We start from the raw sequence: 25,270 nt of genomic DNA on the forward strand, positions 1-25,270 counted from the left end.
CGCCTGCGCCGGCTCAATCCACCTGCCAGGCCGGCAATTGCCAGTTGCGCCACACTGCCAAACCACGCAAGCCGACGGTGATCGTGACACAGGCCAGCAAAGCCAGCCAGCCCGGTGCGCCCAGTTGCCACAAGCCCACATAGGCCCAACCACCGGCAAAAGCACAGACTGCATAGGGCCGGTGGTCGCTGAAGGCGGTCGGAATCTCGTTGCAGACAATGTCGCGCAGCACGCCGCCAAAGACCCCGGTGATCAGCCCCATCAGCACGGCAACCAGGCCCGGCAGGTCGCTCGCCAAGGCCTGGTGCACGCCAGTGGCGGTAAACAGGCCCAGCCCCAGCGCATCGGGCCACTCGATGGCTTTGCGCGTCAACGCAAAATGGTGGCCGCGCATGAACAGCATGGCGACCATGCACAGGGCCAGCACGCCCCACAGCATTTCCATGTGGCGCACCCAGAAGAACGGCCGCGCATCCAGCAACAAGTCACGCAGCGTGCCGCCACCAAAGGCGGCCAAAAAACCCACCACGCACACGCCCACGGCATCCAGGCGCTTTTGCGCGGCCACCAGAACCCCCGACAGTGCGAACGCTGCCGTGCCGGCCAGTTCCACCAAAAGCCGCAGGGTTTCACCCCACTGTTGAATGTTGTCGATATTTGCGCTGTTCATCTCCGAATTGTCACACCATGGTGTTGCCTGGAAACCTTCACTTCATCACTGCTCCTTTTGGTGTTCTTCTGCCGATTGCACCGATTGGCGACTAGCTGGGCGTGCGGCTGGCGCGACGCATCAGCCAAGTGCTGTTTTACTGGTTCTTGTACGCCGAAATGTTGCTGACCGGGGTCAAATTGCTGGCGGATGCGCTGGGTTAAACCAAGAAAATCCAGTGTTTGAGACCCATCGACGAACAACTTTCGGCGTTTCGTCGTCAGGAACGCGGTGGATGCCGACATTCGAGGACGCGGTCTACTGGACTACACATTGCACCCAGTCGTCGGACTACATCTTTGGAGTTGGGGCTGTAAACGGGCTGGGATGAAGCTGTGGTTCGCATGGCCGAAAGCGCTGCGGTTAGGAATGGAGTTTGGGAGGAATTCATGGGCGGCATTGATCGGTTCTGTCGCCTGAAATTTCAACCTCACGTAGGTTAGCTATTGACAATTATTTACGTACTGCTATACTGCGCACGTATCAGCACTAATTATCTATAGGAGCCACCTATGCCACAGATCGCCATCCCTCTCGACTCAGAAATCATCGGCGAAATGTTTTTGAGGGTCGGCCCCGCTGTCGATATCAGCAACTGGATTGAAAACGTTGTACGCGGCTACTTGGAGCGCACAGCCGACGATACAGGAAAATGGTCCGATGCCTACAACGCCTATCGAGAGTCCCAAGTCGCTCCAAATGACTTCACAGCGGAATTCGGCGACCCGAAAGGCGGGTACCACTGGGCACCCTTGTTTCTCCCCAATGGCACTCTCATTCGCATGGAGTACAAGAAAAAAGTCTCCCAGGCCGCTGTCAAACACAACAAAATTGATCTAGATGGGGCAAGTTACTCGCCTTCTGAACTCGCTAGTTTCATTGCGGCAGGCACCAATCGCAATGCTTGGCGAGATCTGCTAATAAAACTTCCGGGAAGAACAGATTGGTGTTTGGCTGAGCAACTGCGCCGCCAATTGCCCAAGTAAACACGATATTAAAACATTACCAGCCGACCCACACCCATCGCCCGCTCTTGACCGAACACCATTGGAGAATGCATGAAAAACGATAGCGTTACTACCGCATTCGAGATCATCCTCGAAGAGATTGACTCGGTTGTCACTGAGGTCAACTTGCAGGGAGCTGCCTTCCTGACAAACAATGAATACCCCAAGGCCAAAGCCTCAATGGAGGTCGGCACAAAACTCAATGCATTTCATCAGAAGCTCGAACTACTGAAGAAAGAATGGCTCAGTGGCCTAGATGAGACCACCAGAAGGCAGGTGAATGTCGAAACAAGCGCTGCTACCAAAACCATTGTCTCTGGCTCAAAGGCTCCAAAGACTGTGCTCGTTGTGAAATTTGATGATGGAACCGTGCTCTCGGGTGGTAATGCCGCAGAGACATTTTCGAAAGCATTGAAAAAGTTTGGCTTCCAGCGAGTCATCGAGTTGGATGAAAAAGTCAACTATTTATCATTGGTATCCAAACAACGATTAGGGAAATACCACCAAACCGAAATTGATGGATACCATGTTTCGACCCATAGCAGTACCGACGATAAACGCGACAAGCTATTGAAAATTGCTGCTGCACTGCGGGAAATAATTACTGTCGATATCGTCCCTGCCTAGCAGCTGATTCCTAAAGACTATGATGGTCAAGCTTGAACGTCTTCTAGAGTCGGGGACGACGACGAAATTGAATTAGGCATCAGAGGAACTCATATGGTACGCACCCCCTTTGGTCGCAGTCTCCCCGATCCGCGTAGAACAAGCACGTTCTTGGATTCGTGTGCGTTTGACCCGAAATACCAGCCCGAACATGAGGCTGCTCAGCGAATTCGCTCACTTCGGCAAAGTGTGAGAATCAGTATTCTCATCGCGCACTCAAATCAGAAGGAAATTGAGCACCCAAATACGCCCGCAGACGTGAAGGTTGAAGCAACTGACATGAGTTACACCAATGAAACGGCACTGACGCCAGACGAGGTCCGTCGTCGAGCCCAGATACACGAAGCGATCACTGGCGACGGTAACCCAGCCAAATACCAAGCCGACGCATACCATGTATTCGAAGCCGGGAAGTACGGCGGCGGGTACTTCGTAACCACGGACAGGCGGATTCTTGCCCGCAAGGTTCAGCTAGAAGCCATATCCCGCGCGATTATCCTGAAACCGAGCGAATGGCTCGGCATCTATGAGGCTGAGGCTGATGCCTAACCCTACCGGAGTCGGCCAAGGTCACTAGTCAGCGATCAAAGCACTTGTTGAGTTGCTTTGAAAAACGATGCGAGCTTCCTTCAATTGTTAATTGGGATCAACATATGTCAGAGAATGTTTTTTGGGAATACAACGGATGGGCGGTCCTAATAACGATTCTCGGCCCAATATATTCCATCATCCAAGCTGAGTCGAAAATGTATGGATTCCATTTACGCAGTTGGCTTCCGCTTTTCTGGTTTGTGTCAATCGTTCTCCTGTTTGTTCTAAGTAACTGGATACCTGCTGTTCTATATATCCCATGCTGGATTCTCGGCATTTTGCTGGCGTCGATAGTGAAGCACCGGGGTCTCGGCTAGTTCTGAGCGAAAGGGTGCATGCGTGAGAATGGTACTTGGGTGTTGCCAACCCGTCAGTTCAAACGGACGCTGCGTGATAAAGCCGCGCAGCGCCGGTGATTTCTACGTTGAAAGTCTGCAGTCTGGAAATTTGAAAGTCGGCAACGGGTCTCTTGCGGTCAACTGCCATGCATTCCAAGTCTTCGCCTAAATGGGGACTACAAAAATTTCCTGGATCAACAGCATGGGAAAGCCATTTCGGGCATAAAAAAGGGCACCCTCAGGTGCCCTTTGACTGGTTGGTCAGGACTCAAGCTTCTTCGGTCTGCTCAAAAGGAAGTTTCTGCTCGCGCAGGTCGCGCTTGGTTTCCACCAGCACCAGTGGTTTTTCGTCCAGGACCGGTAGCGAGGGACGCGAGCGCGGCACGTGGACTGGCTTGGGCGCCGCTGCAATCGTGGCTTGCACCGAAGCCACTTTGGTTGCATCCGATTGCACCCATTGCAGACCGGATTGTTCGGCGACTTGCGCCAACTCGTCCAGCGGCAGCGCAAAGGGCTGCACGGCGGGCATAGCTGCCTGCTTTGGCTCAGCCCTAACCGCAGGGGCGGGTGTGGGCGCTGGCACTGGAATCGGAGTGGCCACGGCCTGGGGTGCCGGTGTCAGGGGCTGGGCCGCCTCTGGCATCGCCTCGACGGCAGCCTCTGCCGGCGCAGTCGGTGCGGGCAGCACGGGCGCCGCTGCCACGGGTTCTGGCTGGCTGCTGGGCGCTGGCACGCTGAAGTAAGACTTGCGTACAGGTTCCTGTTCCGTGGCCGTCTCAGCTTCAGTGGCTTGGGGTTCCTGGCTTGTCAGATTGGCCGAATCGCTGCGTTCACCGCGGTCGCTGCGAGGTTTGCGGTCGCGGCCATAACGGTCACGCGAGCGTTTTTCCCTCTGGCCGTTGCCTTCCTCGCGGGGTGCGTTCTCCGCGCCGGCCTGATCGGTCATGGCGGCTGAATCTTCTGCGCTGCCTGTTGCCAGATTTGCGCCACTCTCGTCGGTGCGGAGTTCTTCCTCCGGTCGGGGTGCGCGTTCCGGACGCCGTTCATTGCGGCCGCCGCGGTCGCTGCGGGGCGGACGATCACCGCGGTCGGTATTGCGGCCACCGCGTTCGGGGCGCTGTTCTGCGCGTCCCGTTGTTTCTTGCAGGTTGGCCGAAGCCTGGTTATCAGGACTTGCACTGCCAGCGTCAAGCGCGTTTTGTTGCTCTGACCTGTCTTTTCCGGCGCTGTTGCGGTCCGGGCGACGATTGCCGCCGCGACCTTCACCTCTGCCTTCGCCGCGACCGGTGCGGCCGTCGCGTCCTTCAGGGCGTGGGCCGCGTCCTTCGGGGCGGCCTTCGCCTCGGCCATCCGGGCGGCGGGCGCCGTCCCGGCCCGGGCGGCCTTCGCGCGGGGCGCGGGTTTCGTCTTTGGCCATTACCGGCTTGGGCGTTAAAGTCGGCGCGGGTGGCGTGCCAAACAGGTTTTTGAGCCAGCCGAAAAAGCCCGTTTCAGCCACTGCAGGAGCCGCAGGCACCGGTTTGGCTGTGTGGTGAACTGGTGCTGCCTTGGCGGGTTCCGGTTTGAGCGGGGCCACCGGTGCCGGCACATCGGGCAACACGCCCTTGATCACCGGAGTTTGCCGGTTGGTGGGCTCTTGTGAACGTCGCGTGACGGCAGTGGCCTCTTCGATCTCGTCGGCCATTTTGTAGCTGGCTTCGATGTTGTCCAGGCGCGGGTCGTCGTGCTTCAGGCGTTCCAGCCGGTAGTTGGGCGTTTCCAGTGATTTGTTGGGCACCATGATCACGTTGATACGCTGCTTGAGCTCGATCTTGGCGATCTCGGTGCGCTTTTCATTGAGCAGGAAAGACGCGACTTCCACCGGTACCTGGCACAAGACTGACGCCGTGCTGTCTTTCAGGGACTCCTCCTGGATGATGCGCAGAATTTGCAGCGCACTCGATTCAGTGTCACGGATGTGGCCCGAACCGCCGCAGCGCGGGCAGGGGATGGAAGCGCCTTCGGACAGCGCCGGGCGCAGCCGCTGGCGGCTCATTTCCATCAGACCGAACTTGCTGATGGTGCCAAACTGTACGCGGGCGCGGTCTTGCCGCAGGGCTTCACGCAGGCGGTTTTCCACATCGCGGCGGTTGCGGCTTTCTTCCATGTCGATAAAGTCGATCACGATCAGACCGCCAAGGTCGCGCAGACGCGCCTGGCGTGCCACTTCGTCAGCGGCTTCCAGGTTGGTGCGGGTGGCGGTTTCCTCGATGTCGCCGCCTTTGATGGCGCGCGCCGAGTTCACATCGACAGACACCAAAGCCTCGGTGTGGTCGATCACGATGGCGCCGCCGCTGGGAAGCGTGACAGTGCGGGCGTAGGCCGACTCGATCTGGTGCTCGATCTGGAAGCGGCTGAACAACGGGGCATCGTCGCGGTAGCGCTTGACGCGTGCCGCATGCTCGGGCATGACGTGCGCCATGAACTGCTGGGCTTGGTCATAGACGTCGTCGGTGTCGATCAGGATGTCGCCGATGTCGTGGTTGAAGTAGTCGCGAATGGCACGAATCACCAGGCTGGATTCCTGGTAAATCAGGAACGCGCCCTTGCCGCCCTTGGCAGCGCCGTCAATGGCGGCCCACAGTTTGAGCAGGTAGTTCAAGTCCCATTGCAGCTCGGGCGCGGCGCGGCCAATGCCGGCGGTGCGGGCAATGATGCTCATGCCGTTGGGGTATTCGAGCTGGTCGAGGGCTTCCTTGAGCTCGGCGCGGTCTTCGCCTTCGATGCGGCGCGAAACACCACCGCCGCGCGGGTTGTTGGGCATCAAGACCACGTAGCGGCCGGCCAGCGAGACGAAGGTGGTCAGCGCAGCGCCTTTGTTGCCGCGCTCTTCTTTTTCGACCTGCACCAGCAGTTCCTGGCCTTCCCTGATGGCGTCCTGGATGCGCGCCTGGCTGGCGCTGACACCGGGCTGGAAATACTGCTTGGAGATTTCCTTGAACGGCAAAAAGCCATGGCGTTCTTCGCCGTAATCGACAAAGCAGGCTTCCAGCGACGGCTCGACGCGCGTCACCACGGCTTTGTAAATGTTGCCCTTGCGCTGCTCGCAGCCTTCAATTTCGATTTCGTAGTCGAGCAGTTTTTGGCCATCGACAATGGCGAGGCGGCGTTCTTCGGCCTGCGTCGCGTTGATCAGCATCCTTTTCATGGGTAGCGTTCCTTCAATTCAAATATCAACAAACAAGCTCATGACGAGCATGGATACACGAACTGACGCTTTGAGCCGAGGGGAAAACAGCCGGAGAACGCAGACTCAGGTTTTGGGTCTGCGTGTAGGCGCGTGGAGGGGAGCGATCGGGATGGGTGTTAAATTTGCTATTGATCTAATAGCTGTATGCGTCCGATGAACGGGCGCTGATGCCAGATGCATGCCAAAGAACAGCGCGGTTGCGCGCTGCAGGCAGTTACACATCAGGTTTATCAACACAAACATATCGCTTCATTCCATTCACAGCACGGGTCTGTGAATTTTGGGTATTCCAATTTCAGGGTTTCAATGCGTCATTTTGACCCTTCACCGGTCCTGCCATGGCTGACGAGTGGTCAGTCATTTGCAGGCAAAGTGTCGGGCGGTATCGACTTTACTGGCGGGGCGGGAGGCGCGTGAACTAAACTTCACCGACTTGAAGAATTAACATTTAGTTAAATCAACCACTTACAGCGCACCACCAGTGAAAGTCATTATAGAGGGCAAACCTTCCGCCCCCGCTCCCGAGGTGAAAACCGTTTGCATCGATGAGGACAGCGCAGGGCAGCGGGTGGATAATTTTTTGATCCGCCACCTCAAGGGGGTGCCCAAAACCCACATTTACCGCATGATCCGTAGCGGCGAGGTGCGCGTCAACAAAGGCCGCATCAAGGCCGACACCCGGCTCAACGCTGGCGATTTGCTGCGCGTGCCACCGGTGCGCATTTCCGAGCGGGTGGCTGAAAAGGCGCAGGCGATGGCCCAGGGCAGCCTGCGCGGAGTGCCAGCGCGCGACTTTGCGGTGCTGCTCGAAGACGACTCCCTGCTGGTGATCAACAAACCTGCCGGCGTGGCGGTGCATGGCGGCTCGGGCGTGAGTTTTGGTGTGATCGAGCAATTGCGCATGGCCCGCCCGCAGGCCAGGTTCCTGGAATTGGTGCATCGGCTGGACCGTGAAACCAGCGGCATTTTGCTGGTGGCCAAAAAGCGCAGCGCCCTGAAAAACCTGCAAGACCAGTTCCGCGAGCGCCAGACCGGCAAAACCTATCTGGCCATGGTGCGCGGTGCCTGGCCGGCCAAACTCAAGGTACTGGACAAGCCCCTGCACAAGTATTTGCTGGACAGCAAGGACAACCAGGCGGGCGAGCGCCGCGTCAAGGTGGTGGCGCGCGACGACGCCGATGGCATGCCGTCAGTCACGCTGGTCAAGGTGCGCGAACATCTGCCTGAAGGCAGCTTGCTGGAGGTGACCATCAAAACTGGCCGCACCCACCAGATCCGGGTGCATCTGGCCAGCGAAGGTCATCCGATCCTCGGCGATGACAAGTACGGCGACTTCGATCTCAACAAGCAACTGGCCAGCGCCGGCGCGAAGCCCGGCCTCAAGCGCATGTTTTTGCATGCCTGGCGTTTGCAGTTCAGTCACCCGGCCACGGATGAGCGCCTGGAAATCCTGGCTGAGTTGCCACCCGAGCTGGCTCAATTTGCTTCACATTCTTCTTCACATTCAGCGCCATAACGCGCCCATTTATGACTTCCCGACGTTTTGATTTGATCGCCTTCGACTGGGATGGCACCCTGTTCGATTCCACCGCCATCATTGCCCGCTGCATCCAGGCTGCCGTGCTCGACGTGGGCGGCCAAAAGCCCAGCGACGAGGCGGCTTCCTTTGTCATCGGCATGGGCTTGATGCAGGCGCTGGCCCACGCCGCCCCGGACGTGCCCAAGGAACGCTACCCGCTGCTCGGCGACCGTTACCGCCATCATTATTTTGCGATTCAGCACGAAATCAATCTGTTTGAAGGTGTGCTGCCGATGCTGGCCGAACTCAAGGCACGCGGCCATCTGCTGGTGGTTGCCACTGGCAAAAGCCGTCGCGGACTCGATGAGGCGCTGGCCAACTCGACGCTGGCGGGTACTTTTGACGCCTCGCGCACGGCCGATCAAACCGCCGGCAAGCCCGATCCGCTGATGCTGCGCGAACTGATGGCCGAGTTCGACGTGCCGACCGAGCGCACCCTGATGATCGGCGACACCACGCACGACCTGCAAATGGCGCTCAATGCCGGCTGCGCCAGTGTTGGCGTGAGCTACGGCGCGCACGAGCCCGAGGCTTTTGTTGAGCTCAAGCCGCTGGTGGTGGCGCATGACGTGGCGCAACTGCATGACTGGCTGCTTGTGCATGCCTGAACGCCAGGTATGACGACGAAGGTGATTTCCCTTTGTCATTCGGACGCGCTGCTGGACAGCGGGCTGGCGGTGCCCTTTGAGGTGCGCTATTTCGGACATGACAACGCTGCCTTTGCGGTGCGCTACCAGGGCCAGGTATATGCCTACCTGAACCGTTGCAGCCATGTGCCGATGGAAATGGATTACCAGCCCAACCAGTTTTTTGACCAGACCGGGCACTGGCTGGTGTGCGCCACCCACGGTGCGACCTATGCACCGCAAACAGGCCATTGCCGCATGGGGCCGTGCCGGGGTGGTTTGGTGAAAATCGAGGTGTCGGAAACGGGTGGCATGGTGTACTGGCATACTTCAAACCATATTCAACCCGCAATTTAATCCATGAACGACCCCGTCTATGAAGGCACCGAGCCTGCCGCAGCAGCTGATGCTGCCCTGAAAGAAAACCGCAGTTGGGAGCGCGCCACGCTGGAAAAGCTCGCATTTGCCTCCTTGCATGAGCAGCGCCTGGCGCGCCGCTGGCGCACTTTTGTGCGCTTGGCTTGGCTGCTGTTTTTTGCGGCCCTGGTGTGGCTGGTTCTCAACCAGGGCGTGGCCAATCAGAATGTCTCCACCCCGCACACCGCCGTGATTGAAATCAAAGGCGAAATTGCCTCTGACGCCGAGGCCAGTGCCGAACTCATCCTCGCCTCGGCGCGCACCGCGTTTGAAGATGCCGGCGCCCAGGCGGTGGTACTGCTGATCAATTCACCGGGCGGCAGCCCGGTGCAGGCGGGCATCATCAACGACGAGATCAAACGCCTCAAGACGCTGCACCGCAAACCGGTGTACGCCGTGGTGGAAGAGTCGGCAGCGTCGGCCGCCTACTACATTGCAGTATCGGCCGACAAGATCTTTGTTGACAAAGCCAGCATCGTGGGGAGCATTGGCGTGTTGATGGACGGTTTTGGCTTCACCGGCTTGATGGACAAGCTGGGCGTCGAGCGCCGGCTTATGACGGCGGGCGAGAACAAGGGTTTTCTGGACCCGTTCAGCCCCCAGACCGACACGCAGCGGGCGTTCGCCCAGGCCATGCTCAATCAGATTCACCAGCAGTTCATTCAAGTGGTCAAGGAAGGGCGCGGTGAGCGCCTGAAAGAAACGTCCGATACCTTCAGCGGTTTGTTCTGGAGCGGCCAACAAGCTGTGGAGATGGGCCTGGCCGACCAGTTGGGCAGCCTGGACTATGTGGCCCGTGAAGTGGTCAAGGCCGAAGAAATCATCGACTACACCCGCCGCGACAACGTGGCCGAGCGCCTGGCCAAGCGCTTTGGGGTGGCCGTGGGTGCGGGTGCCATGCATGCCTTCCGGTCCGCCGCAACCCTGCGTTGACGCTTTGCCCCGTCAACGCCCGATGGCGAACACGGCCGGCGTCGCGTTATCGAGCGGCGCGGACAGGTGCTTCCAGTTTTTGATGCTGTCGCTGGTGATGCTGGTGCCAGCCAGCGTCAGCCCGCTGCTGATGGCCAGGCGGGTGTTGAGCTGCAGGGTGTGCAGCAGCGACTGCAGCATGACCAGGTTGCGGTAGGGCGTCTCGATGAAAAGTTGGGTTTGGCCGGTCTTGAGTGCCAGCGCTTCCAACTCACGGATACGCTGCACGCGCTCCTGCGGGTCTTGCGGCAGGTAGCCGACAAAGGCGAAGTTCTGCCCGTTCAGGCCACTGGCGGCCAGCGCCAGCAGGAGCGACACTGGCCCCACCAGCGGCACCACGGTGATGCCCAGCTCGTGGGCGGCGCGCACCACCGACGAGCCGGGATCGGCCACAGCGGGCATGCCGGCCTCGCTGACCAGCCCCATGTTGTGTCCGTCAAGCGCGGGTTGCAACAGGGCTCGGGCGTCGAAGTTGCCGTTGTGGTCGCCCTTTTTGTGCACTTCGCGCGGCAGTTCCACCAGCGATTGCGCCTGAATCGGCTGGCACAGCGGCGTGATTTCGTTGACGCGCTTGAGGTAGGCGCGCGCCGACTTGGCGTTTTCGCACACCCAGTGCGCCAGGCTGGCGGCAATGGTGATGGTGCCCATGGGCATGGTGGTTTCCAACGCTGCGCTTTGGGCACAGCCAAAGTCGAGTGGTGCGGGCACCAGGTAGAGCAGGCCTTTCATAGCACCTTGAGCCCGGCGGCTTCGAGCAGACGACAGGTGCGAATCAGCGGCAAGCCAACCAGCGCGGTCGGGTCGTCGTTGTCGATGCGCGCCAGCAGGGCAATGCCCAGCCCCTCGCTTTTGGCGCTTCCGGCGCAGTCGTATGGCTTCTCGGACATCAGGTAGGCCTCGATTTGCGCGTCGGTCAAATCCCTGAATAGGACTTTGACCGGTGCCAACTCGGTTTGGGCAAACCCGGTGGCCTGGCACACCACCGCGACGGCGGTTTGAAAGACAACCGTTTGTCCGCGCATGCGCTGCAATTGCGCCACGGCGCGTGCATGGGTGCCAGGTTTGCCCAGAGCCTGACCGTTGATATCCGCCACCTGATCGGAGCCGATGACCACGCTTTCGGGGTGTTGGGCGGCCACCGCTTGCGCCTTGGCCAACGCCAGCCTTCTTGCGAGGGACTCTGGCGATTCATGGGGCAAGGCGCCTTCATCGACGTCGGAGGCGATCACGTCAAAAGGCACGCGCAGCCGCTCCAGCAAACGGCGGCGGTAAACCGAGGTGGAAGCCAGGATCAACTGGCGGGGTAGGAATAGCGTCATGCCCTGATTCTCTTACACTGCGCGCATGAGTGAATTCCAACGCCCCCCCAAAATCGATGTCATGCAGGCCGGCCTGGCTTCGCAAGAGTTCGCCGGCCAAGATCTGCTCTTGAATTACGAGCGTTTGATGGCTGAGACCAATGGGCTTGGCGCGCAGAATGGCCTGGACTGGTCGGTGCGCGGCGCGTTGCAACCTGGCCAGACTGGGCAACCTCAGGCCTGGCTGCACCTAAGCGTGCGGGTGAGCCTGCCCTTGACATGCCAGCGCTGCCTGGGCCTGGTGGATGTTCCGCTGCAGATTGAGCGATCTTTCCGCTTTGTCGAGACCGAGGCGCAAGCCGAACTCGATGACGACGCCTCGCCCGAAGATGTACTGGTGCTGAGCCATGACTTTGACCTGGCTGCCTTGATTGAGGATGAAGTGTTGATGGACTTGCCGGTGGTGCCGCGCCACGAATCCTGTCCGTTGCCCGTCAAATTGACAGCGGTGGATGCCGATTTTGAAGAGGCCCAGCCCAAGCCCAACCCATTTGCGGTGCTGGCCGGCCTGAAAGTTTCCAGCGAGCACTGAGGGCCCGAAAACCTGCAGTCATGGGTTATACTCTACAGCTTTTGCGCACATCGACGTGCGCTTTTTAATCATCCCCCATTCGCTGCCGCTCTGGCAGCTTATAGCTTTAAGGAGCGGAACATGGCCGTCCAACAAAACAAAAAGTCACCTTCCAAGCGCGGTATGCACCGTTCGCACAACGCTTTGGTGGTTCCCGGTATCGCTGTCGAAGCGACCACCGGCGAAACGCACCTGCGTCACCACATCAGCCCCAATGGCTTCTACCGTGGCCGTCAGGTGATCAAAAGCAAGTCTGAAGCTTAAAGCCGTTCAGTCACCCAAGGCCCGGGGCTACCCATCGCGTAGCCCCGGGCCTTTGTTTTTTTAGGTCTGATTCGCGTTGGACTTGTCATTGACGTTTGTTGGGCGACCAGTTATTCATGATCACTATTGCTGTTGACTGCATGGGGGGCGACCATGGTCCCGAGGTCACATTGCCTGCGTGTTCCCTGTTCCTGGATCAGCACCCCGATGTGCAATTGATCCTGGTGGGTTTGCCGCAAAGCATGGCCGGCTACGCTCATGAGCGGGCGACGGTGATGCTGGCCAGCGAGGTGGTCACCATGGACGACCCTCTGGAAGTCGCGCTGCGGCGCAAGAAAGACTCGTCGATGCGCGTGGCCATCATGCAGGTCAAGGACGGCGCTGCACAGGCAGCCGTGTCGGCGGGCAATACTGGCGCCTTGATGGCCATTTCGCGCTACCTGCTGAAAACCCTCGATGGCATCGACCGCCCCGCCATCGCCGGACAAATTCCCAACGCCCGGGGCCATGCCACGACCGTACTCGATATGGGAGCCAATGTCGATTGCACGGCCGAACACTTGCTGCAATTTGCGGTCATGGGGTCGGCACTGGTGTCGGTGCTCAGCGGTGAAGACAATCCCACTGTGGGCTTGCTCAACATTGGCGAAGAAGCCATCAAAGGCAACGAAGTCATCAAGAAGGCTGGCGAGTTGCTGCGCGCAGCCGGCAAGGCGGGCGACCTGAATTTTTATGGCAACGTTGAAGGCAATGACATCTTCAAGGGCACGGCCGACATTGTGGTGTGCGACGGTTTTGTCGGCAATGTGGCACTCAAGGCCAGTGAAGGTCTGGCTGGCATGATTGTGGATTTCCTGAAAAAAGAGTTTTCGCGCAATATCCTCACCAAAATGTCCGCCATCGCCGCCTACCCGGTGATTGCCGCGCTCAAGAAGCGCATGGACCACCGGCGTTACAACGGTGGCGCCCTGCTGGGCCTGCGCGGCCTGGTGTTCAAGAGCCATGGTTCGGCCGACCAACTGGCTTTTGGCTTCGCACTGACGCGGGCGTATGATGCAGCCCGCAATAATCTGTTAGATCGTGTTCGGGTTCGGATCGCCCATGCCGCCCCCCTTTTGACGGCTGATGACGTGTCCATTTAATCGCAGACGACTTCCTCGATTTGATCCATGAAAATATATTCTCGTATTGCCGGCACCGGCAGTTATTTGCCGCCGCGACGCCTTACCAATGCCGATCTGGTCGCTGAGCTTGCCGCTCAAGGCGTCGAGTCCAGCGACGAATGGATCGTCGAGCGCACCGGTATCCGTGCCCGCCATTTTGCCGATGCTGGTGTTTTCAGCAGCGACCTGGCGCTGGTGGCGGCCCGCAATGCCTTGCAGGCGGCAGGGGTCGAGGCCAAGGACCTCGACCTGATCATCGTGGCCACCTCCACACCCGACATGGTGTTTCCCTCGACGGCTTGTATTTTGCAAAACAAACTGGGCAATCATGGGGCTCCTGCGTTCGACGTGCAGGCGGTGTGCTGTGGCTTTATTTATGCCCTGACGCTGGCCGACGCCATGATCCGCACGGGGGCGGTCAAAAAAGCCTTGGTGGTCGGCGCCGAAGTGTTTTCACGCATTCTGGACTTCAAGGACCGCACCACCTGTGTGCTGTTCGGTGACGGTGCCGGGGCGGTGGTGCTGCAGGCTTCCAGTGCGCCGGGCATTTTGGCCACCGACATCCATGCCGACGGTCAACATGCCGATATCCTGTGCGTGCCAGGGCATGTCTGCGGCGGCCAGATTTTGGGCGACCCGCTGTTGCGCATGGACGGGCAGGCGGTGTTCAAGCTGGCGGTGGGCGTGCTCGACGAAGCCGCCCGTGCAGTGTTGGCGAAAGCGGGCATGGCGGCCACCGAAGTGGACTGGCTGGTGCCGCATCAGGCCAATATCCGCATCATGCAAAGCACCGCGCGCAAGCTCAAGTTGCCGATGGACAAAGTGGTGGTCACGGTCGACCAACATGGCAACACCTCGGCGGCGTCGGTGGGGCTGGCGCTCGACTCTGCCGTGCGCAGTGGCCAGGTGCAGCCCGGCCAAACGCTGCTGCTGGAAGCGGTGGGCGGTGGCTTCACTTGGGGCGCGGTGCTTCTCAAACTGTAGCTGTGATGCATTTGGCATCTGAAAATCATTTTTATCCATTGATAACACGTTCATGAAACCGTTTGCTTTTGTTTTTCCGGGCCAAGGCTCGCAGTCGGTGGCCATGCTGGCCGGCTGGGGCGACCACCCCCAGGTGCTGGCTGTTTTGCAGGAAGCCTCTGATGCGCTGGGCGAAGACCTTGGCCGCCTGATCCAGGATGGCCCCAAGGAAGCGCTGGCGCTAACTACCAACACGCAACCGGTGATGCTGGTGGCGGGTGTGGCTGCTTACCGGGTCTGGATGGCAGAGGTCGGTGTGGCCCCGCAGGCCGTGGCCGGGCATTCTCTGGGTGAGTATTCGGCACTGGTGGCCTCCGGTGTTTTGACATTGAGCCAGGCCACGCCGCTGGTGCGCTTTCGGGCCCAGGCCATGCAGGACGCGGTGCCCGTGGGAATGGGCGCCATGGCGGCGATTCTGGGCATGGACGCGGCCAAAGTGATGGCTGGCTGCGCCGAGGTGACGGCCTCATTCGGTGCTGGCTCTGCCGAGGTGGTGGAGGCGGTCAATTTCAATGATCCCGGCCAGACCGTGATCGCAGGCTCCAAAGTCGCCGTCGAGCAGGCCTGTGTGGCGCTCAAGGCACAGGGTGCCAAACGCGCCTTGCCGCTGCCGGTGTCGGCACCTTTTCACTCCAGCCTGATGAAGCCGGCGGCGCTCAAGCTCAAGGAAAAGCTGGCGGCCACTGAGTTTGCAGTGCCGCAAATCCCCGTCATCAACAACATCGACGTGGCTGTCGAGCAGGAGCCTGAGCGCATCCGGGATGCGCTGTTTCGTCAGGCTTTCGGCCCGGTGCGCTGGGTCGAGTGCGTGCAGGCCATTGGCGCGCGCGGTTTGTCCAACGTGGTCGAGTGCGGCCCCGGCAAGGTGCTGGCGGGCATGACCAGGCGGATCGATGCCGAGATGCAGGGCCTGCCATTGTTCGATCTCGCCAGCCTGGCTGAAGTCAAAACTTTTGTACTGGATGCAGACCACCATGAGTGAAATCAAGTTTGAAGGCCAGGTGGCGCTGGTCACCGGCGCATCGCGTGGCATTGGGGCTGCCATTGCACATGAGCTGGCGCAATGCGGCCTGAAGGTAATCGGCACCGCCACCTCGGATCTAGGCGCTGGCAAAATCAGCCAGACGCTGGCAGCCTTTGCCGGTTGCAGCGGCAAAACTCTCGATGTCAACGACGCGGCGGGGGCGCAGGCCCTGATCGACACCATCGTCAAGGAGCACGGCGGGCTGCAGATTCTGGTGAACAATGCAGGCATCACGCAGGACAACCTAGCCATGCGCATGAAGGACGAGGAGTGGGATGCCGTACTCGACACCAACCTCAAGGCCGTATTCCGCATGAGCCGCGCCGTCATGCGCACCATGATGAAACAGCGCTACGGTCGCATCATCAACATCACCTCGGTGGTGGGCGCGTCGGGCAACCCGGGTCAGGCCAATTACGCCGCCGCCAAGGCCGGTGTGGCCGGCATGACGCGCGCGCTGGCGCGTGAACTGGGCTCGCGCAACATCACGGTCAACTGCGTGGCCCCCGGTTTCATCGAGACCGACATGACGGCCAAACTGGCTGACGAACAGCAAAAGGCCCTGCTCACGCAAATCCCGCTGGGCCATCTGGGCAAGCCGTCAGACATTGCGCATGCGGTGGCTTACTTGGCATCGCCACAGGCTGCTTACGTGACGGGGCAGGAATTGCACGTCAATGGTGGTATGTTCATGGCCTGAGCTTGAGGCCAATTTGATGACAAAATAAAGCCGCGTTGTCCGTACGGCCGTCGGGTTTGGAAACACATTTCAGGCCCGGCTAAAATCACGGATCTTTTCACAACCCTCTGAGGGAACCCATGAGCGATATTGAAGCACGCGTTAAAAAAATCATTGCCGAACAACTCGGTGTTGAAGAATCCCAAGTGACCAACGAAAAAGCCTTTGTGGCTGATCTCGGTGCCGATTCCCTGGACACGGTCGAACTGGTGATGGCGCTCGAGGACGAATTCGGCATCGAAATTCCGGATGAAGACGCCGAAAAAATCACCACAGTGCAAAACGCTGTTGACTACGCCAATACACATAAAAAAGCGTAATCGCCTGCAGCGCCCTCTTGTTGGGCCTCGCAAGTTTCAGCACGGCAACCCGGTCCCTGATCAGATGTTGTGTGCTGAGTCACCCCAATCCGGATCCCAGCCTGTGAAGGAGTGGGGTCTCATTCGGACGAACCACTGACTGCTTATGAATATGCCTCGTCGTCGCGTTGTCGTTACTGGTTTGGGTTGTGTCAGTCCCGTGGGCAACACGGTTGACACCACTTGGGCCAATCTACTGGCTGGTCAGTCTGGTGTGGGTTTGATCACCAAATTCGATGCCTCCACCTTCAATTGCAAAATTGCTGGTGAAGTCAAGGGCTTTGATGTGGAGTCCTACATGAGCGCCAAAGAAGCGCGCACCATGGACACCTTCATTCACTATGGCATTGCCGCGGCCGCCCAAGCCGTGGCTGATGCCGGTTTGCCCACGGGCGAAGCGCTGGAAGAAGAGCTGGCCACCCGCATTGGCTGCGTGATCGGCTCGGGCATTGGCGGGCTGCCCATGATCGAGCACATGCACACAGAGTATGAGCAACGTGGCGCGCGCCGGATTTCTCCCTTTTTTGTGCCGTCCACCATCATCAACATGATTGCCGGGCATGTCTCGATCCGGTTTGGTTTCAAGGGCCCCAACCTGGCCATCGTGACCGCCTGCACCACGGGCCTGCATTGCATCGGCCAGGCCGGCCGCATGATCGAGTACGGCGATGCCGATGTGGTGGTGGCCGGTGGCTCCGAGGCTGCGGTGTCGCCCTTGGGCGTCGGCGGCTTTGCCGCCATGCGTGCCCTCAGTACCCGCAACGATGATCCGGCCACCGCGTCTCGCCCGTGGGACAAGGACCGCGACGGTTTTGTTTTGGGCGAGGGTGCAGGTGTCATGGTGCTCGAAGAATACGAGCATGCCAAGGCGCGAGGCGCCAAGATTTATGCCGAACTGGCGGGTTTTGGCATGAGCGCCGACGCCGGCCACATGACTGCTCCCAACATGGATGGCCCGCGGCGTGCCATCGTCAGCGCCTTGCGCAACGCCGGGGTCAATGCCGACCAGGTCAACTACGTCAATGCCCATGGCACGTCCACCCCGCTTGGCGACACCAACGAATCCAACGCCATCAAGGCGGCGCTGGGCGACCATGCCAAAAACGTGGTGGTCAATTCCACCAAGTCCATGACCGGCCATTTGCTGGGTGGCGCTGGCGGGCTGGAGTCGGTGGTCACGGTGCTGGCCCTGCACCACCAAAAGAGTCCACCAACCATCAACATCTTCAACCAGGACCCCGACTGCGACCTTGACTACTGCGCCAACACGGCGCGCGATATGAGAATCGACCTGGCCATCAAGAACAACTTTGGCTTTGGCGGCACCAATGGCTCGCTGGTTTTCAAGCGGGCGCCCTGACGTTTAACGCCCGTCGCCCAAGATCATGTACAACGCCCCAGCGGTGACTTACCCGGTGGGGCGTTCGCGTTTTCAGACGGGCTTGACGATGGCTATTGTGCTGGCGGGCGGCGTGGCGCAAGCCGCTTGGTGGCTGCTGTCGACCGCGCACAGCGCTGGTCATCTGCTGGGGCTGTCGCTTTGGCTCGTGGCCGGGAGTTGGGCGCTTTGGTGCCTCAGTCAGACGGTGCTGGCGCAACTGGTTTGGGATGGCCGGGATTGGTCGTGGTGCTCGGGCAAGACCCATCAGGTCGTGGTGCCGCAGGTCATTGTTGACACGCAGCACAGTTTGCTGCTCTGTTTGCATCCCGCAACCGGGGCCACAAAGTGGGCATGGCCCGCACAACAAGCTCAGCCTGAGCGATGGCTGGCCTTGCGCCGCGCCCTGTTTAACCCCTCTGCAGAACCGGTTGAGCCTGATCCGGCGCGCCTGACAGCGATGCCAGAAGCCTGATGCCGGCCGAACAAAAACCGGGGCTGGATACACAGTCGCAATCCGGCAACAGCGATGCCCTGCTGGTGGAGCGAGCCGTTGCGGGTGATCAGCGCGCCTTCGAGTTGCTGGTGATCAAGTACCAGCGCCGCATCGAGCGGCTGATCGGGCGCATGGTGCGTGATACCAATCTGGTCGAAGACATTGCTCAGGAAACCTTTATTCGGGCTTACCGGGCGCTGCACCAGTTTCGCGGCGATGCCCAGTTCTACACCTGGCTCTACCGTATTGCCGTCAATACCGCCAAGCGCTTTCTGCTCACGCTCAAGAACGATCCTGCCGTTTTTCACAGCAGCCTGCAATCCAGTGACGAAGATGATGAAACTTTTCAGCGCAGAAGTGAACCAAGCACAGATGAAACACCCGAGTCGGTGCTGGCGGCCAAGGAAATTGGTCAAGCTGTGAATGCCGCGCTGGAGGCACTGCCTGACGACCTGAAACAGGCGCTGACGCTGCGCGAAATAGATGGATTGAGCTACGAGGAAATTGCTGACGTGATGAATTGCCCATTGGGAACCGTGCGCTCGCGCATTTTCAGAGCACGCGAAGCCGTCTCCACCAAGATCAAACCCATGCTGGACAAACAAGGCGGCAAGCGCTGGTAGTTATTGCTATTTTCAATCAGCAGCGAACCAATCAAGAGGCGAGGACAAACATGACTGACAAATCAATGGCAAACACCGAGCTGCTTTCGGCGCTGGTCGATGGCCAGTTGAGTGGTGATGAATTTGTCCGGGCGATGGCGCTTCTGGAACGCAGCAGCGAGGCACGCCAGAGCTGGTACGCCTACCATGTGGTGGGTGATGCCCTGCGCACCGGGCAGGCCGATGTGAGCGCGCATGAGGCTGATTTTGTGCTTGGACTGCGCGCCAGGCTGCAACAGGAGACGTTGCCATCGCGCCTGCAAGCTGCACCAGATTCAATGATTCCAGATGCCGCCCTGCCAGGTGCCAGAGACCGACAGGGCGAGCAACGGCCCAGCGCCAATGACCGCTACTGGCGGCTGGTCGTCGGGCTGGCTTCGGTGGCCATGGTCGGGGTGATTGCGTGGCAGGGTTTTCAGGGTTCCGGCTCGACGCGGGCACAACTGGCCTCTGCGCCCGTTGCGACGCCTGCAAGCACCCCGCAACTGGCCGTGAGTCCGGCGCCCGTCATGCTGCGTGATCCGCAACTCGATGCTTTGCTGGCGGCGCATCGACAGTTCGGCGGCACCTCGGCGTTGCAAATGCCAACAGGATTCTTGCGCAATGCCACGTTTGAGGAGGGTGCACGTTGAGACGCTTGCTGACTGGCGTGCTGAGTTTGGGCTTGCTGGTCTGCGCCAATGCGGCTTGGGCGCAAAGCGCAGGCAATCTGGCCGCAAACAGGGCGCAGTCCCCCCATGAAGGCGCGTCGATCAGTCACTGGCTGCTACGTCTGCACGACGCTGCCCGGTCGCGCTCCTATGTGGGCACCTTCGTGGTAACCACCGCCGACAGCATGTCGTCGTCGCGCATCTGGCATGTGTGTGACGGCCAGCAGCAAATCGAGCGGGTTGATGCCTTGACCGGAGCAGCGCGCAGCACATTTCGTCACAATGACAAGGTGATGACGTTTTTGCCGGAACGCCGTGTGGTGATCTCTGAAACCCGTGACGCGCTCGGGTTGTTTCCCAATTTGCTGAGCCGGGCCGACTCGTCGATTGCGCAGCAATACAGATTGAAAGTCTTGGGGCGTCAGCGTGTCGCGGGCCTCGACTCGGATGTGGTGCAATTGGTGCCGGTGGATGCGCTGCGTTTTGGCTACCGGGTCTGGACCGAGCGTGAAACCGGTGTGGTGGTCAAATTGCAAACCCTGGACGCGGCCGAGGGCGTGCTGGAGCAGGCCGCCTTTTCAGAATTGAAACTGGGCGAACCCGTCAGCATGGCCAAGCTGGCTGCGCTGATGGACGATACCAAGGGTTACCAGGTCAAAAAACCAGAATTGGTCAAGACCACGGCGGCTCAGGAAGGCTGGCAGTTCAAAGGTCAGGTGGTCGGCTTCAAACCCATGGCCTGCCATAAACGGGCAAATTCAGACGCTTCAGCGCGGCAAGGCAACACCTTGCAGTGGGTTTTTTCCGACGGACTTGCTTCGGTGTCGCTGTTCATTGAGGACTTTGATGCCTCGCGGCACAGCACCATGGTGCACCACGACCGGTTTGCCATGGGCGCGACCCACATGGCGACGCGTCGTCTGGGCGCTTGGTGGATCACTGCCGTGGGTGAGGTGCCCGTGCAGACCTTGGCCATTTTTGCCCAGGGTCTTGAAAGAAAACAATAAGTCTCTATTTCTGTATCTGAATTTTTAAAAGGCCGAAGATGATTCAACTTAACTTTAAAAGCTTGCATGCTGGCGTCCTCAGTGTGGCCATGGCGGTCACGGCATCCACCTTGTTGTTGCCAGTGTCGCCAGCCGTCGCCCAAGTGCGTGCCTTGCCTGACTTCACCGATCTGGTGGAGCAGGTCGGCCCCTCCGTGGTGAACATACGCACCCTTGAAAAGGTGGGTCCGCGGCAAAACCAAACGGGCCAACTGGACCCGGATATGCTGGAGTTTTTCCGCCGCTTCGGCCTGCCCATCCCCAGCGTGCCCAACGGTCCGCGGCCAAATCTGCCACCCGGGCATGGCCAGCCCAACCAGCAGGAGCAGCCGCGCGGCGTGGGTTCCGGCTTTATTCTGACTGCAGACGGCATGGTCATGACCAACGCCCATGTGGTCGATGGCGCCGACGAAGTCATCGTCACCCTCACCGACAAGCGTGAGTTCAAGGCCAAAATCATTGGTGCCGACAAGCGCAGCGACGTGGCCGTGGTCAAGATCGAGGCCACCAGCCTGCCAGCAGTCAGGGTGGGCGACGTGAGTCGCCTCAAGGTGGGCGAGTGGGTGATGGCGATTGGCTCGCCATTCGGCCTGGAAAACACTGTGACGGCCGGCATCGTGAGTGCCAAGCAGCGCGACACAGGCGACTACCTGCCCTTCATTCAGACCGACGTGGCCATCAATCCGGGCAATTCGGGTGGGCCGCTGATCAATATGCGCGGCGAAGTGGTAGGCATCAACAGCCAGATTTATTCGCGCTCGGGCGGCTCCATGGGCATTTCGTTCGCCATCCCGATGGATGAGGCGGTGCGCGTGAGCGAACAACTGCGTGCCACAGGTCGCGTCACGCGCGGGCGCATTGGCGTTCAAATCGAGCCTGTCAGCAAGGAGGTGGCCGAGTCCATCGGCCTGGGCCAGCCTTATGGGGCGCTGGTGCGGGGCGTCGAGACTGACGGCCCGGCCGACAAGGCGGGCGTCGAGGCCGGCGACGTCATTATCAAGTTTGATGGAAAAAAAGTGGAGAAATCGAGCGACCTGCCGCGCATGGTGGGCGGCACCAAGCCGGGTGCCAAGAGCGCCTTGACCGTGTTTCGCCGTGGCGCCAGCAAGGAATTGGCGGTGACTGTGGCCGAGATCGAAGCTGAAAAGGCAGTCGCCAAGGCCCCTGAAAAGGCACCTAAAGCCTCGGAGTCCAAAACGGGGCTTGCCTTGGGCCTGGACTTGATCGAGCTGACCGATGCGGTCAAAAAAGAACTGCGCATCAAAGGCGGTGTGCAGGTCAATGCCAGCAGTGGTGCTGCGGCACGCGCTGGTTTGCGCGAGGGGGATGTGATCATGTCCGTGGCCAATGTCGCTGTGAACAGCGTCGCCGGGTTCGAGAAAGTCGTCTCCGATCTGGATAAAGCCAAACCGATCAACATCCTGTTTCGTCGCGGTGAGTGGGCTCAGTACACCGTGATCCGATTCAATTCCTGACCCGCAAGGCATCTCATCTGGCGGTGCCTGACTTAATTACAATCGGGCACTTAACTTTGGTGTAGCCCATCCGTTTGGTCCGGGGCGCGTCTCTTTGAAACGCGCCCTTTTTTCTGTGGCTCACTTACTCTTTGAATCGGTTTTCCTGGATGCAACACATCAGAAATTTTTCCATCATTGCCCACATCGACCACGGCAAGTCCACGCTGGCCGACCGCCTGATCCAACGCTGTGGCGGTTTGCAGGAGCGCGAAATGGAAGCGCAGGTGCTGGATTCGATGGACATCGAAAAAGAGCGCGGCATCACCATCAAGGCGCAGACGGCGGCGCTGCACTACCAGGCGCTTGACGGCAAGGTGTACAACCTGAATCTGATCGACACGCCCGGCCATGTGGACTTTTCCTATGAGGTCAGTCGTTCCCTGTCGGCCTGCGAGGGCGCGTTGCTGGTGGTCGATGCCAGCCAGGGTGTGGAGGCGCAAACCGTGGCCAACTGCTACACCGCGCTGGATCTGGGCGTGGAAGTGGTGCCGGTGCTGAACAAGATGGACTTGCCCAACGCTGATCCCGACAACGCTCGCTCTGAAATTGAGGACGTGATCGGGATCGATGCCTCGCATGCCATTCCCTGCTCAGCCAAGAGCGGCATGGGCATCGACGACATTCTGGAGGCCGTGGTGGCCCGCATTCCTCCACCCAAAGGCGACCCGAGCGGCCCCCTGCGTGCCATGATCATCGACAGTTGGTTTGACTCTTATGTCGGCGTGGTGATGCTGGTGCGCGTGGTCGATGGTCGCCTGGCCAAGGGAGATCGCATCAAGCTGATGGCCACCGAGACCACCTACAACGCCGACAGCCTGGGCGTTTTTACCCCCGTCAACGAGCCTCGCAGCGCGCTGGAAGCGGGCGAGGTGGGCTACATCATTGCCGGCATTCGGGAATTGCAGGCGGCCAAGGTGGGCGACACCATCACCCTGATCAAGCCCGGCACCGGCGGTGCTGCCTTTACGGCCACGCAGGCGCTGCCCGGCTTCAAGGAAATTCAGCCACAGGTATTTGCCGGGCTGTATCCGACCGAGGCCAACCAGTACGAGGGGCTGCGCGACAGCCTGGAAAAACTCAAGCTCAACGATGCTTCGCTGCACTATGAACCCGAAGTTTCGCAGGCGCTGGGTTTCGGCTTCAGGTGCGGCTTTTTGGGACTGTTGCACATGGAAATCGTGCAGGAACGCCTCGAGCGCGAGTTCGACCAGGACCTGATCACCACCGCGCCCAGCGTGGTCTATCAGGTGGTGCAGGCCGATGGCACGGTCAAGATGGTGGAAAACCCCTCCAAGATGCCTGACCAGGGGCGTCTGGAAGAAGTTCGTGAGCCCATCGTGACCGTGCACCTTTACATGCCACAGGAATATGTCGGTCCGGTCATGACGTTGGCCAACCAGAAGCGCGGCGTGCAGATGAACATGGCCTACAAGGGGCGCCAGGTGGTCCTGACCTACGACATGCCACTGGGCGAAATCGTGATGGACTTCTTCGACAAGCTCAAAAGCGTGTCGCGCGGCTATGCCTCGATGGACTACGAGTTCAAGGAATACCGGACCGCCGACGTGGTCAAGGTCGATATCTTGCTTAACGGTGAGAAGGTCGATGCGTTGTCGATCATCGTGCACCGTTCCCAGTCGGTGTACCGCGGGCGTGCCGTGGTTGCCAAGATGCGCGAGGTCATTTCGCGCCAGATGTACGACGTGGCGATCCAGGCGGCCATCGGTGCCAACGTGATTGCCCGTGAGACAATCAAGGCGCTGCGCAAGAACGTGATTGCCAAGTGCTACGGTGGCGATATTTCACGCAAGCGCAAGCTCCTGGAAAAGCAAAAGGAAGGTAAAAAACGCATGAAACAAATTGGCTCGGTCGAAGTGCCGCAAGAGGCCTTCCTGGCCATTTTGAAGGTGGATGCATGATGCAGGCATTAACAGCTGTGATTCTGGCGGCTTTTGTCGCTTATGTGGGTGCCTGGTATTTTGGCGTGCTCGAGGGCAACTTCGCCTTGCTGCTGTTTTTGGCCTCGGTGGTCACCGGCATTTATTGGCTGGCCGAGCGTTTCTACTTCTTGCCGCAGCGGCAAAAAGCGGCTGCCGCTCTGGAGGCGCAAACCAAAGCGCGCAACGCCGAACTCGGCAAAATGGGCATCAGCAAGGTGGATGGCGACATCGCCGAGGCAAAGCACCGCATCCTGGCTCAGCCCTGGTGGCTGGACTGGACGGCGGGCTTGTTCCCGGTGATCATCGGCGTCTTCATCCTGCGCTCGTTCCTGTTCGAGCCCTTCAAGATTCCGTCGGGTTCCATGATTCCGACGCTGTGGGTGGGCGACCTGATTCTGGTCAACAAATTTCATTACGGGCTGCGCCTGCCGGTGCTCAACACCAAGATCACCGAAGGCACGCCGCCGCAGCGCGGCGATGTGATGGTGTTTCGCTATCCGCCAAAGCCCAGCCTGGACTACATCAAGCGCGTGGTGGGGGTGCCAGGCGATGAAGTGGCCTACCTGAACAAGCGCCTGACCATCAACGGACAGCCGTTGCCAACCAGCGCGCTGCCCGAGTTTTTTGACGAAGACACGATGCGCTACTTTCCCCAGTTTGACGAAACCCTGGGCGGACAACCGCACCGATTGCTCAACGACCCGGGGCGGCCCGCCTTCATTCCGGGTGCCGATGAATTTGAATTCAAGGCCAATTGCCGCTACAGTATTGAAGGCGTGGTGTGCAAGGTGCCCGATGGGCATTACTTCATGATGGGCGACAACCGTGACAACTCGCTGGATTCGCGTTACTGGGGTTTTGTGCCGGACAAAAACATCGTGGGAAAGGCCTTTTTTGTCTGGATGAATTTCGGCAATCTCAAGCGCATCGGCTCTTTTCATTGACC

General features: G+C 59.6%; 27 protein-coding genes. 22 read left to right on the plus strand and 5 right to left on the minus strand.

The genetic code is table 11. The annotated features are described in order from the left end of the window. Window positions 1–13: 13 nt before the first annotated feature. Complete coding sequence (locus tag PHF15_RS00490; RefSeq protein WP_300117834.1) at window positions 14–670, minus strand: trimeric intracellular cation channel family protein; 657 nt, start codon at window positions 668–670, stop codon at window positions 14–16. Beyond that, entirely contained in the window at window positions 667–954 is a 288-nt protein-coding gene (locus PHF15_RS00495) for a hypothetical protein (RefSeq protein ID WP_300117836.1), read from the minus strand. Before PHF15_RS00495 ends, PHF15_RS00490 begins: the two co-directional genes overlap by 4 nt. Window positions 955–1,221: 267 nt before the next feature. Between PHF15_RS00495 and PHF15_RS00500 the strand changes: the two genes are divergently transcribed. The 3 genes from PHF15_RS00500 (at window position 1,222) to PHF15_RS00510 (ending at window position 2,931) form a co-directional block, all read left to right on the plus strand. After that, window positions 1,222–1,695: a hypothetical protein gene (locus tag PHF15_RS00500; RefSeq protein ID WP_300117837.1), complete on the plus strand. Its 474-nt coding sequence runs from the start codon at window positions 1,222–1,224 to the stop codon at window positions 1,693–1,695. Between the two features lie 72 nt (window positions 1,696–1,767). Next, window positions 1,768–2,343, plus strand: a complete 576-nt coding sequence (locus PHF15_RS00505; RefSeq protein WP_300117839.1) for a hypothetical protein — start codon at window positions 1,768–1,770, stop codon at window positions 2,341–2,343. A gap of 93 nt (window positions 2,344–2,436) precedes the next feature. Next, complete coding sequence (locus tag PHF15_RS00510) at window positions 2,437–2,931, plus strand: hypothetical protein (protein WP_300117841.1); 495 nt, start codon at window positions 2,437–2,439, stop codon at window positions 2,929–2,931. A 648-nt stretch (window positions 2,932–3,579) separates the two neighbouring features. On the opposite strand, the gene PHF15_RS00515 is transcribed toward PHF15_RS00510, so the two are convergent. Then, window positions 3,580–6,498, minus strand: coding sequence for an Rne/Rng family ribonuclease (locus PHF15_RS00515; RefSeq protein WP_300117843.1), 2,919 nt, complete (start codon window positions 6,496–6,498; stop codon window positions 3,580–3,582). Window positions 6,499–7,021: 523 nt separating this feature from the next. Between PHF15_RS00515 and PHF15_RS00520 the strand changes: the two genes are divergently transcribed. From PHF15_RS00520 to PHF15_RS00535, 4 genes are read left to right on the plus strand one after another with little or no spacing between them, the layout of a single operon-like run. Further along, entirely contained in the window at window positions 7,022–8,056 is a 1,035-nt protein-coding gene (locus PHF15_RS00520; RefSeq protein WP_300117845.1) for an RluA family pseudouridine synthase, read from the plus strand. Window positions 8,057–8,067: 11 nt separating this feature from the next. After that, entirely contained in the window at window positions 8,068–8,727 is a 660-nt protein-coding gene (locus tag PHF15_RS00525; protein WP_300117847.1) for an HAD-IA family hydrolase, read from the plus strand. Window positions 8,728–8,736: 9 nt separating this feature from the next. Next, window positions 8,737–9,102, plus strand: a complete 366-nt coding sequence (locus tag PHF15_RS00530; RefSeq protein WP_300117849.1) for a Rieske 2Fe-2S domain-containing protein — start codon at window positions 8,737–8,739, stop codon at window positions 9,100–9,102. Between the two features lie 3 nt (window positions 9,103–9,105). After that, entirely contained in the window at window positions 9,106–10,095 is a 990-nt protein-coding gene (locus PHF15_RS00535) for a S49 family peptidase (protein ID WP_300117851.1), read from the plus strand. A 12-nt stretch (window positions 10,096–10,107) separates the two neighbouring features. Here PHF15_RS00535 and PHF15_RS00540 read toward each other — a convergent pair whose 3' ends face one another. Both PHF15_RS00540 and PHF15_RS00545 read right to left on the minus strand, forming a co-directional pair. Then, window positions 10,108–10,863, minus strand: a complete 756-nt coding sequence (locus PHF15_RS00540; protein ID WP_300117853.1) for an SAM-dependent methyltransferase — start codon at window positions 10,861–10,863, stop codon at window positions 10,108–10,110. Next, a complete protein-coding gene (locus PHF15_RS00545; RefSeq protein WP_300117855.1) occupies window positions 10,860–11,453 on the minus strand; it encodes a Maf family nucleotide pyrophosphatase in 594 nt (197 codons plus the stop codon). Before PHF15_RS00545 ends, PHF15_RS00540 begins: the two co-directional genes overlap by 4 nt. A gap of 25 nt (window positions 11,454–11,478) precedes the next feature. Between PHF15_RS00545 and PHF15_RS00550 the strand changes: the two genes are divergently transcribed. The 15 genes from PHF15_RS00550 (at window position 11,479) to lepB (ending at window position 25,268) form a co-directional block, all read left to right on the plus strand. Then, window positions 11,479–12,024, plus strand: coding sequence for a YceD family protein (locus PHF15_RS00550; protein WP_300117857.1), 546 nt, complete (start codon window positions 11,479–11,481; stop codon window positions 12,022–12,024). Window positions 12,025–12,144: 120 nt separating this feature from the next. Next, window positions 12,145–12,327 carry a 50S ribosomal protein L32 gene (gene rpmF, locus PHF15_RS00555; protein ID WP_296490040.1) on the plus strand — a complete coding sequence of 61 codons (183 nt, stop codon included), beginning with the start codon at window positions 12,145–12,147 and terminating at the stop codon, window positions 12,325–12,327. Window positions 12,328–12,443: 116 nt separating this feature from the next. Next, complete coding sequence (gene plsX, locus PHF15_RS00560; RefSeq protein WP_300117860.1) at window positions 12,444–13,469, plus strand: phosphate acyltransferase PlsX; 1,026 nt, start codon at window positions 12,444–12,446, stop codon at window positions 13,467–13,469. A 27-nt stretch (window positions 13,470–13,496) separates the two neighbouring features. Further along, window positions 13,497–14,474 (plus strand): beta-ketoacyl-ACP synthase III, encoded by a 978-nt coding sequence (locus tag PHF15_RS00565; protein WP_300117862.1) that lies wholly within the window; start codon window positions 13,497–13,499, stop codon window positions 14,472–14,474. 52 nt (window positions 14,475–14,526) lie between these two features. Continuing rightward, a complete protein-coding gene (gene fabD / locus PHF15_RS00570; protein ID WP_300117864.1) occupies window positions 14,527–15,495 on the plus strand; it encodes an ACP S-malonyltransferase in 969 nt (322 codons plus the stop codon). After that, window positions 15,488–16,237 (plus strand): 3-oxoacyl-ACP reductase FabG, encoded by a 750-nt coding sequence (gene fabG, locus PHF15_RS00575; protein WP_300117865.1) that lies wholly within the window; start codon window positions 15,488–15,490, stop codon window positions 16,235–16,237. The genes fabD and fabG overlap by 8 nt, the downstream gene beginning before the upstream one ends. 119 nt (window positions 16,238–16,356) lie before the next feature. Then, window positions 16,357–16,596, plus strand: coding sequence for an acyl carrier protein (gene acpP, locus PHF15_RS00580; protein WP_300087285.1), 240 nt, complete (start codon window positions 16,357–16,359; stop codon window positions 16,594–16,596). A gap of 151 nt (window positions 16,597–16,747) precedes the next feature. Then, the gene (gene fabF, locus PHF15_RS00585; RefSeq protein WP_300117867.1) at window positions 16,748–17,995 is read left to right on the plus strand and encodes a beta-ketoacyl-ACP synthase II; all 1,248 of its coding nucleotides are present in this window, start codon (window positions 16,748–16,750) and stop codon (window positions 17,993–17,995) included. 25 nt (window positions 17,996–18,020) lie between these two features. Continuing rightward, window positions 18,021–18,488 carry a hypothetical protein gene (locus tag PHF15_RS00590; protein WP_300117869.1) on the plus strand — a complete coding sequence of 156 codons (468 nt, stop codon included), beginning with the start codon at window positions 18,021–18,023 and terminating at the stop codon, window positions 18,486–18,488. Further along, entirely contained in the window at window positions 18,488–19,132 is a 645-nt protein-coding gene (rpoE, locus tag PHF15_RS00595; protein WP_300117871.1) for an RNA polymerase sigma factor RpoE, read from the plus strand. Before PHF15_RS00590 ends, rpoE begins: the two co-directional genes overlap by 1 nt. A gap of 50 nt (window positions 19,133–19,182) precedes the next feature. Then, window positions 19,183–19,803 (plus strand): sigma-E factor negative regulatory protein, encoded by a 621-nt coding sequence (locus tag PHF15_RS00600; RefSeq protein WP_300117873.1) that lies wholly within the window; start codon window positions 19,183–19,185, stop codon window positions 19,801–19,803. Next, entirely contained in the window at window positions 19,800–20,828 is a 1,029-nt protein-coding gene (locus tag PHF15_RS00605; protein WP_300117875.1) for a MucB/RseB C-terminal domain-containing protein, read from the plus strand. Before PHF15_RS00600 ends, PHF15_RS00605 begins: the two co-directional genes overlap by 4 nt. A 38-nt stretch (window positions 20,829–20,866) precedes the next feature. Further along, a complete protein-coding gene (locus PHF15_RS00610; RefSeq protein WP_300117877.1) occupies window positions 20,867–22,342 on the plus strand; it encodes a Do family serine endopeptidase in 1,476 nt (491 codons plus the stop codon). Window positions 22,343–22,491: 149 nt separating this feature from the next. Beyond that, window positions 22,492–24,303 carry a translation elongation factor 4 gene (lepA, locus tag PHF15_RS00615; protein ID WP_300117879.1) on the plus strand — a complete coding sequence of 604 codons (1,812 nt, stop codon included), beginning with the start codon at window positions 22,492–22,494 and terminating at the stop codon, window positions 24,301–24,303. Next, window positions 24,303–25,268, plus strand: a complete 966-nt coding sequence (gene lepB / locus PHF15_RS00620; RefSeq protein ID WP_300117881.1) for a signal peptidase I — start codon at window positions 24,303–24,305, stop codon at window positions 25,266–25,268. The genes lepA and lepB overlap by 1 nt, the downstream gene beginning before the upstream one ends. Window positions 25,269–25,270: the final 2 nt, after the last annotated feature.

It is taken from the genome of Rhodoferax sp., assembly GCF_028689295.1.
Taxonomy (GTDB): Bacteria; Pseudomonadota; Gammaproteobacteria; order Burkholderiales; family Burkholderiaceae_C; genus Rhodoferax.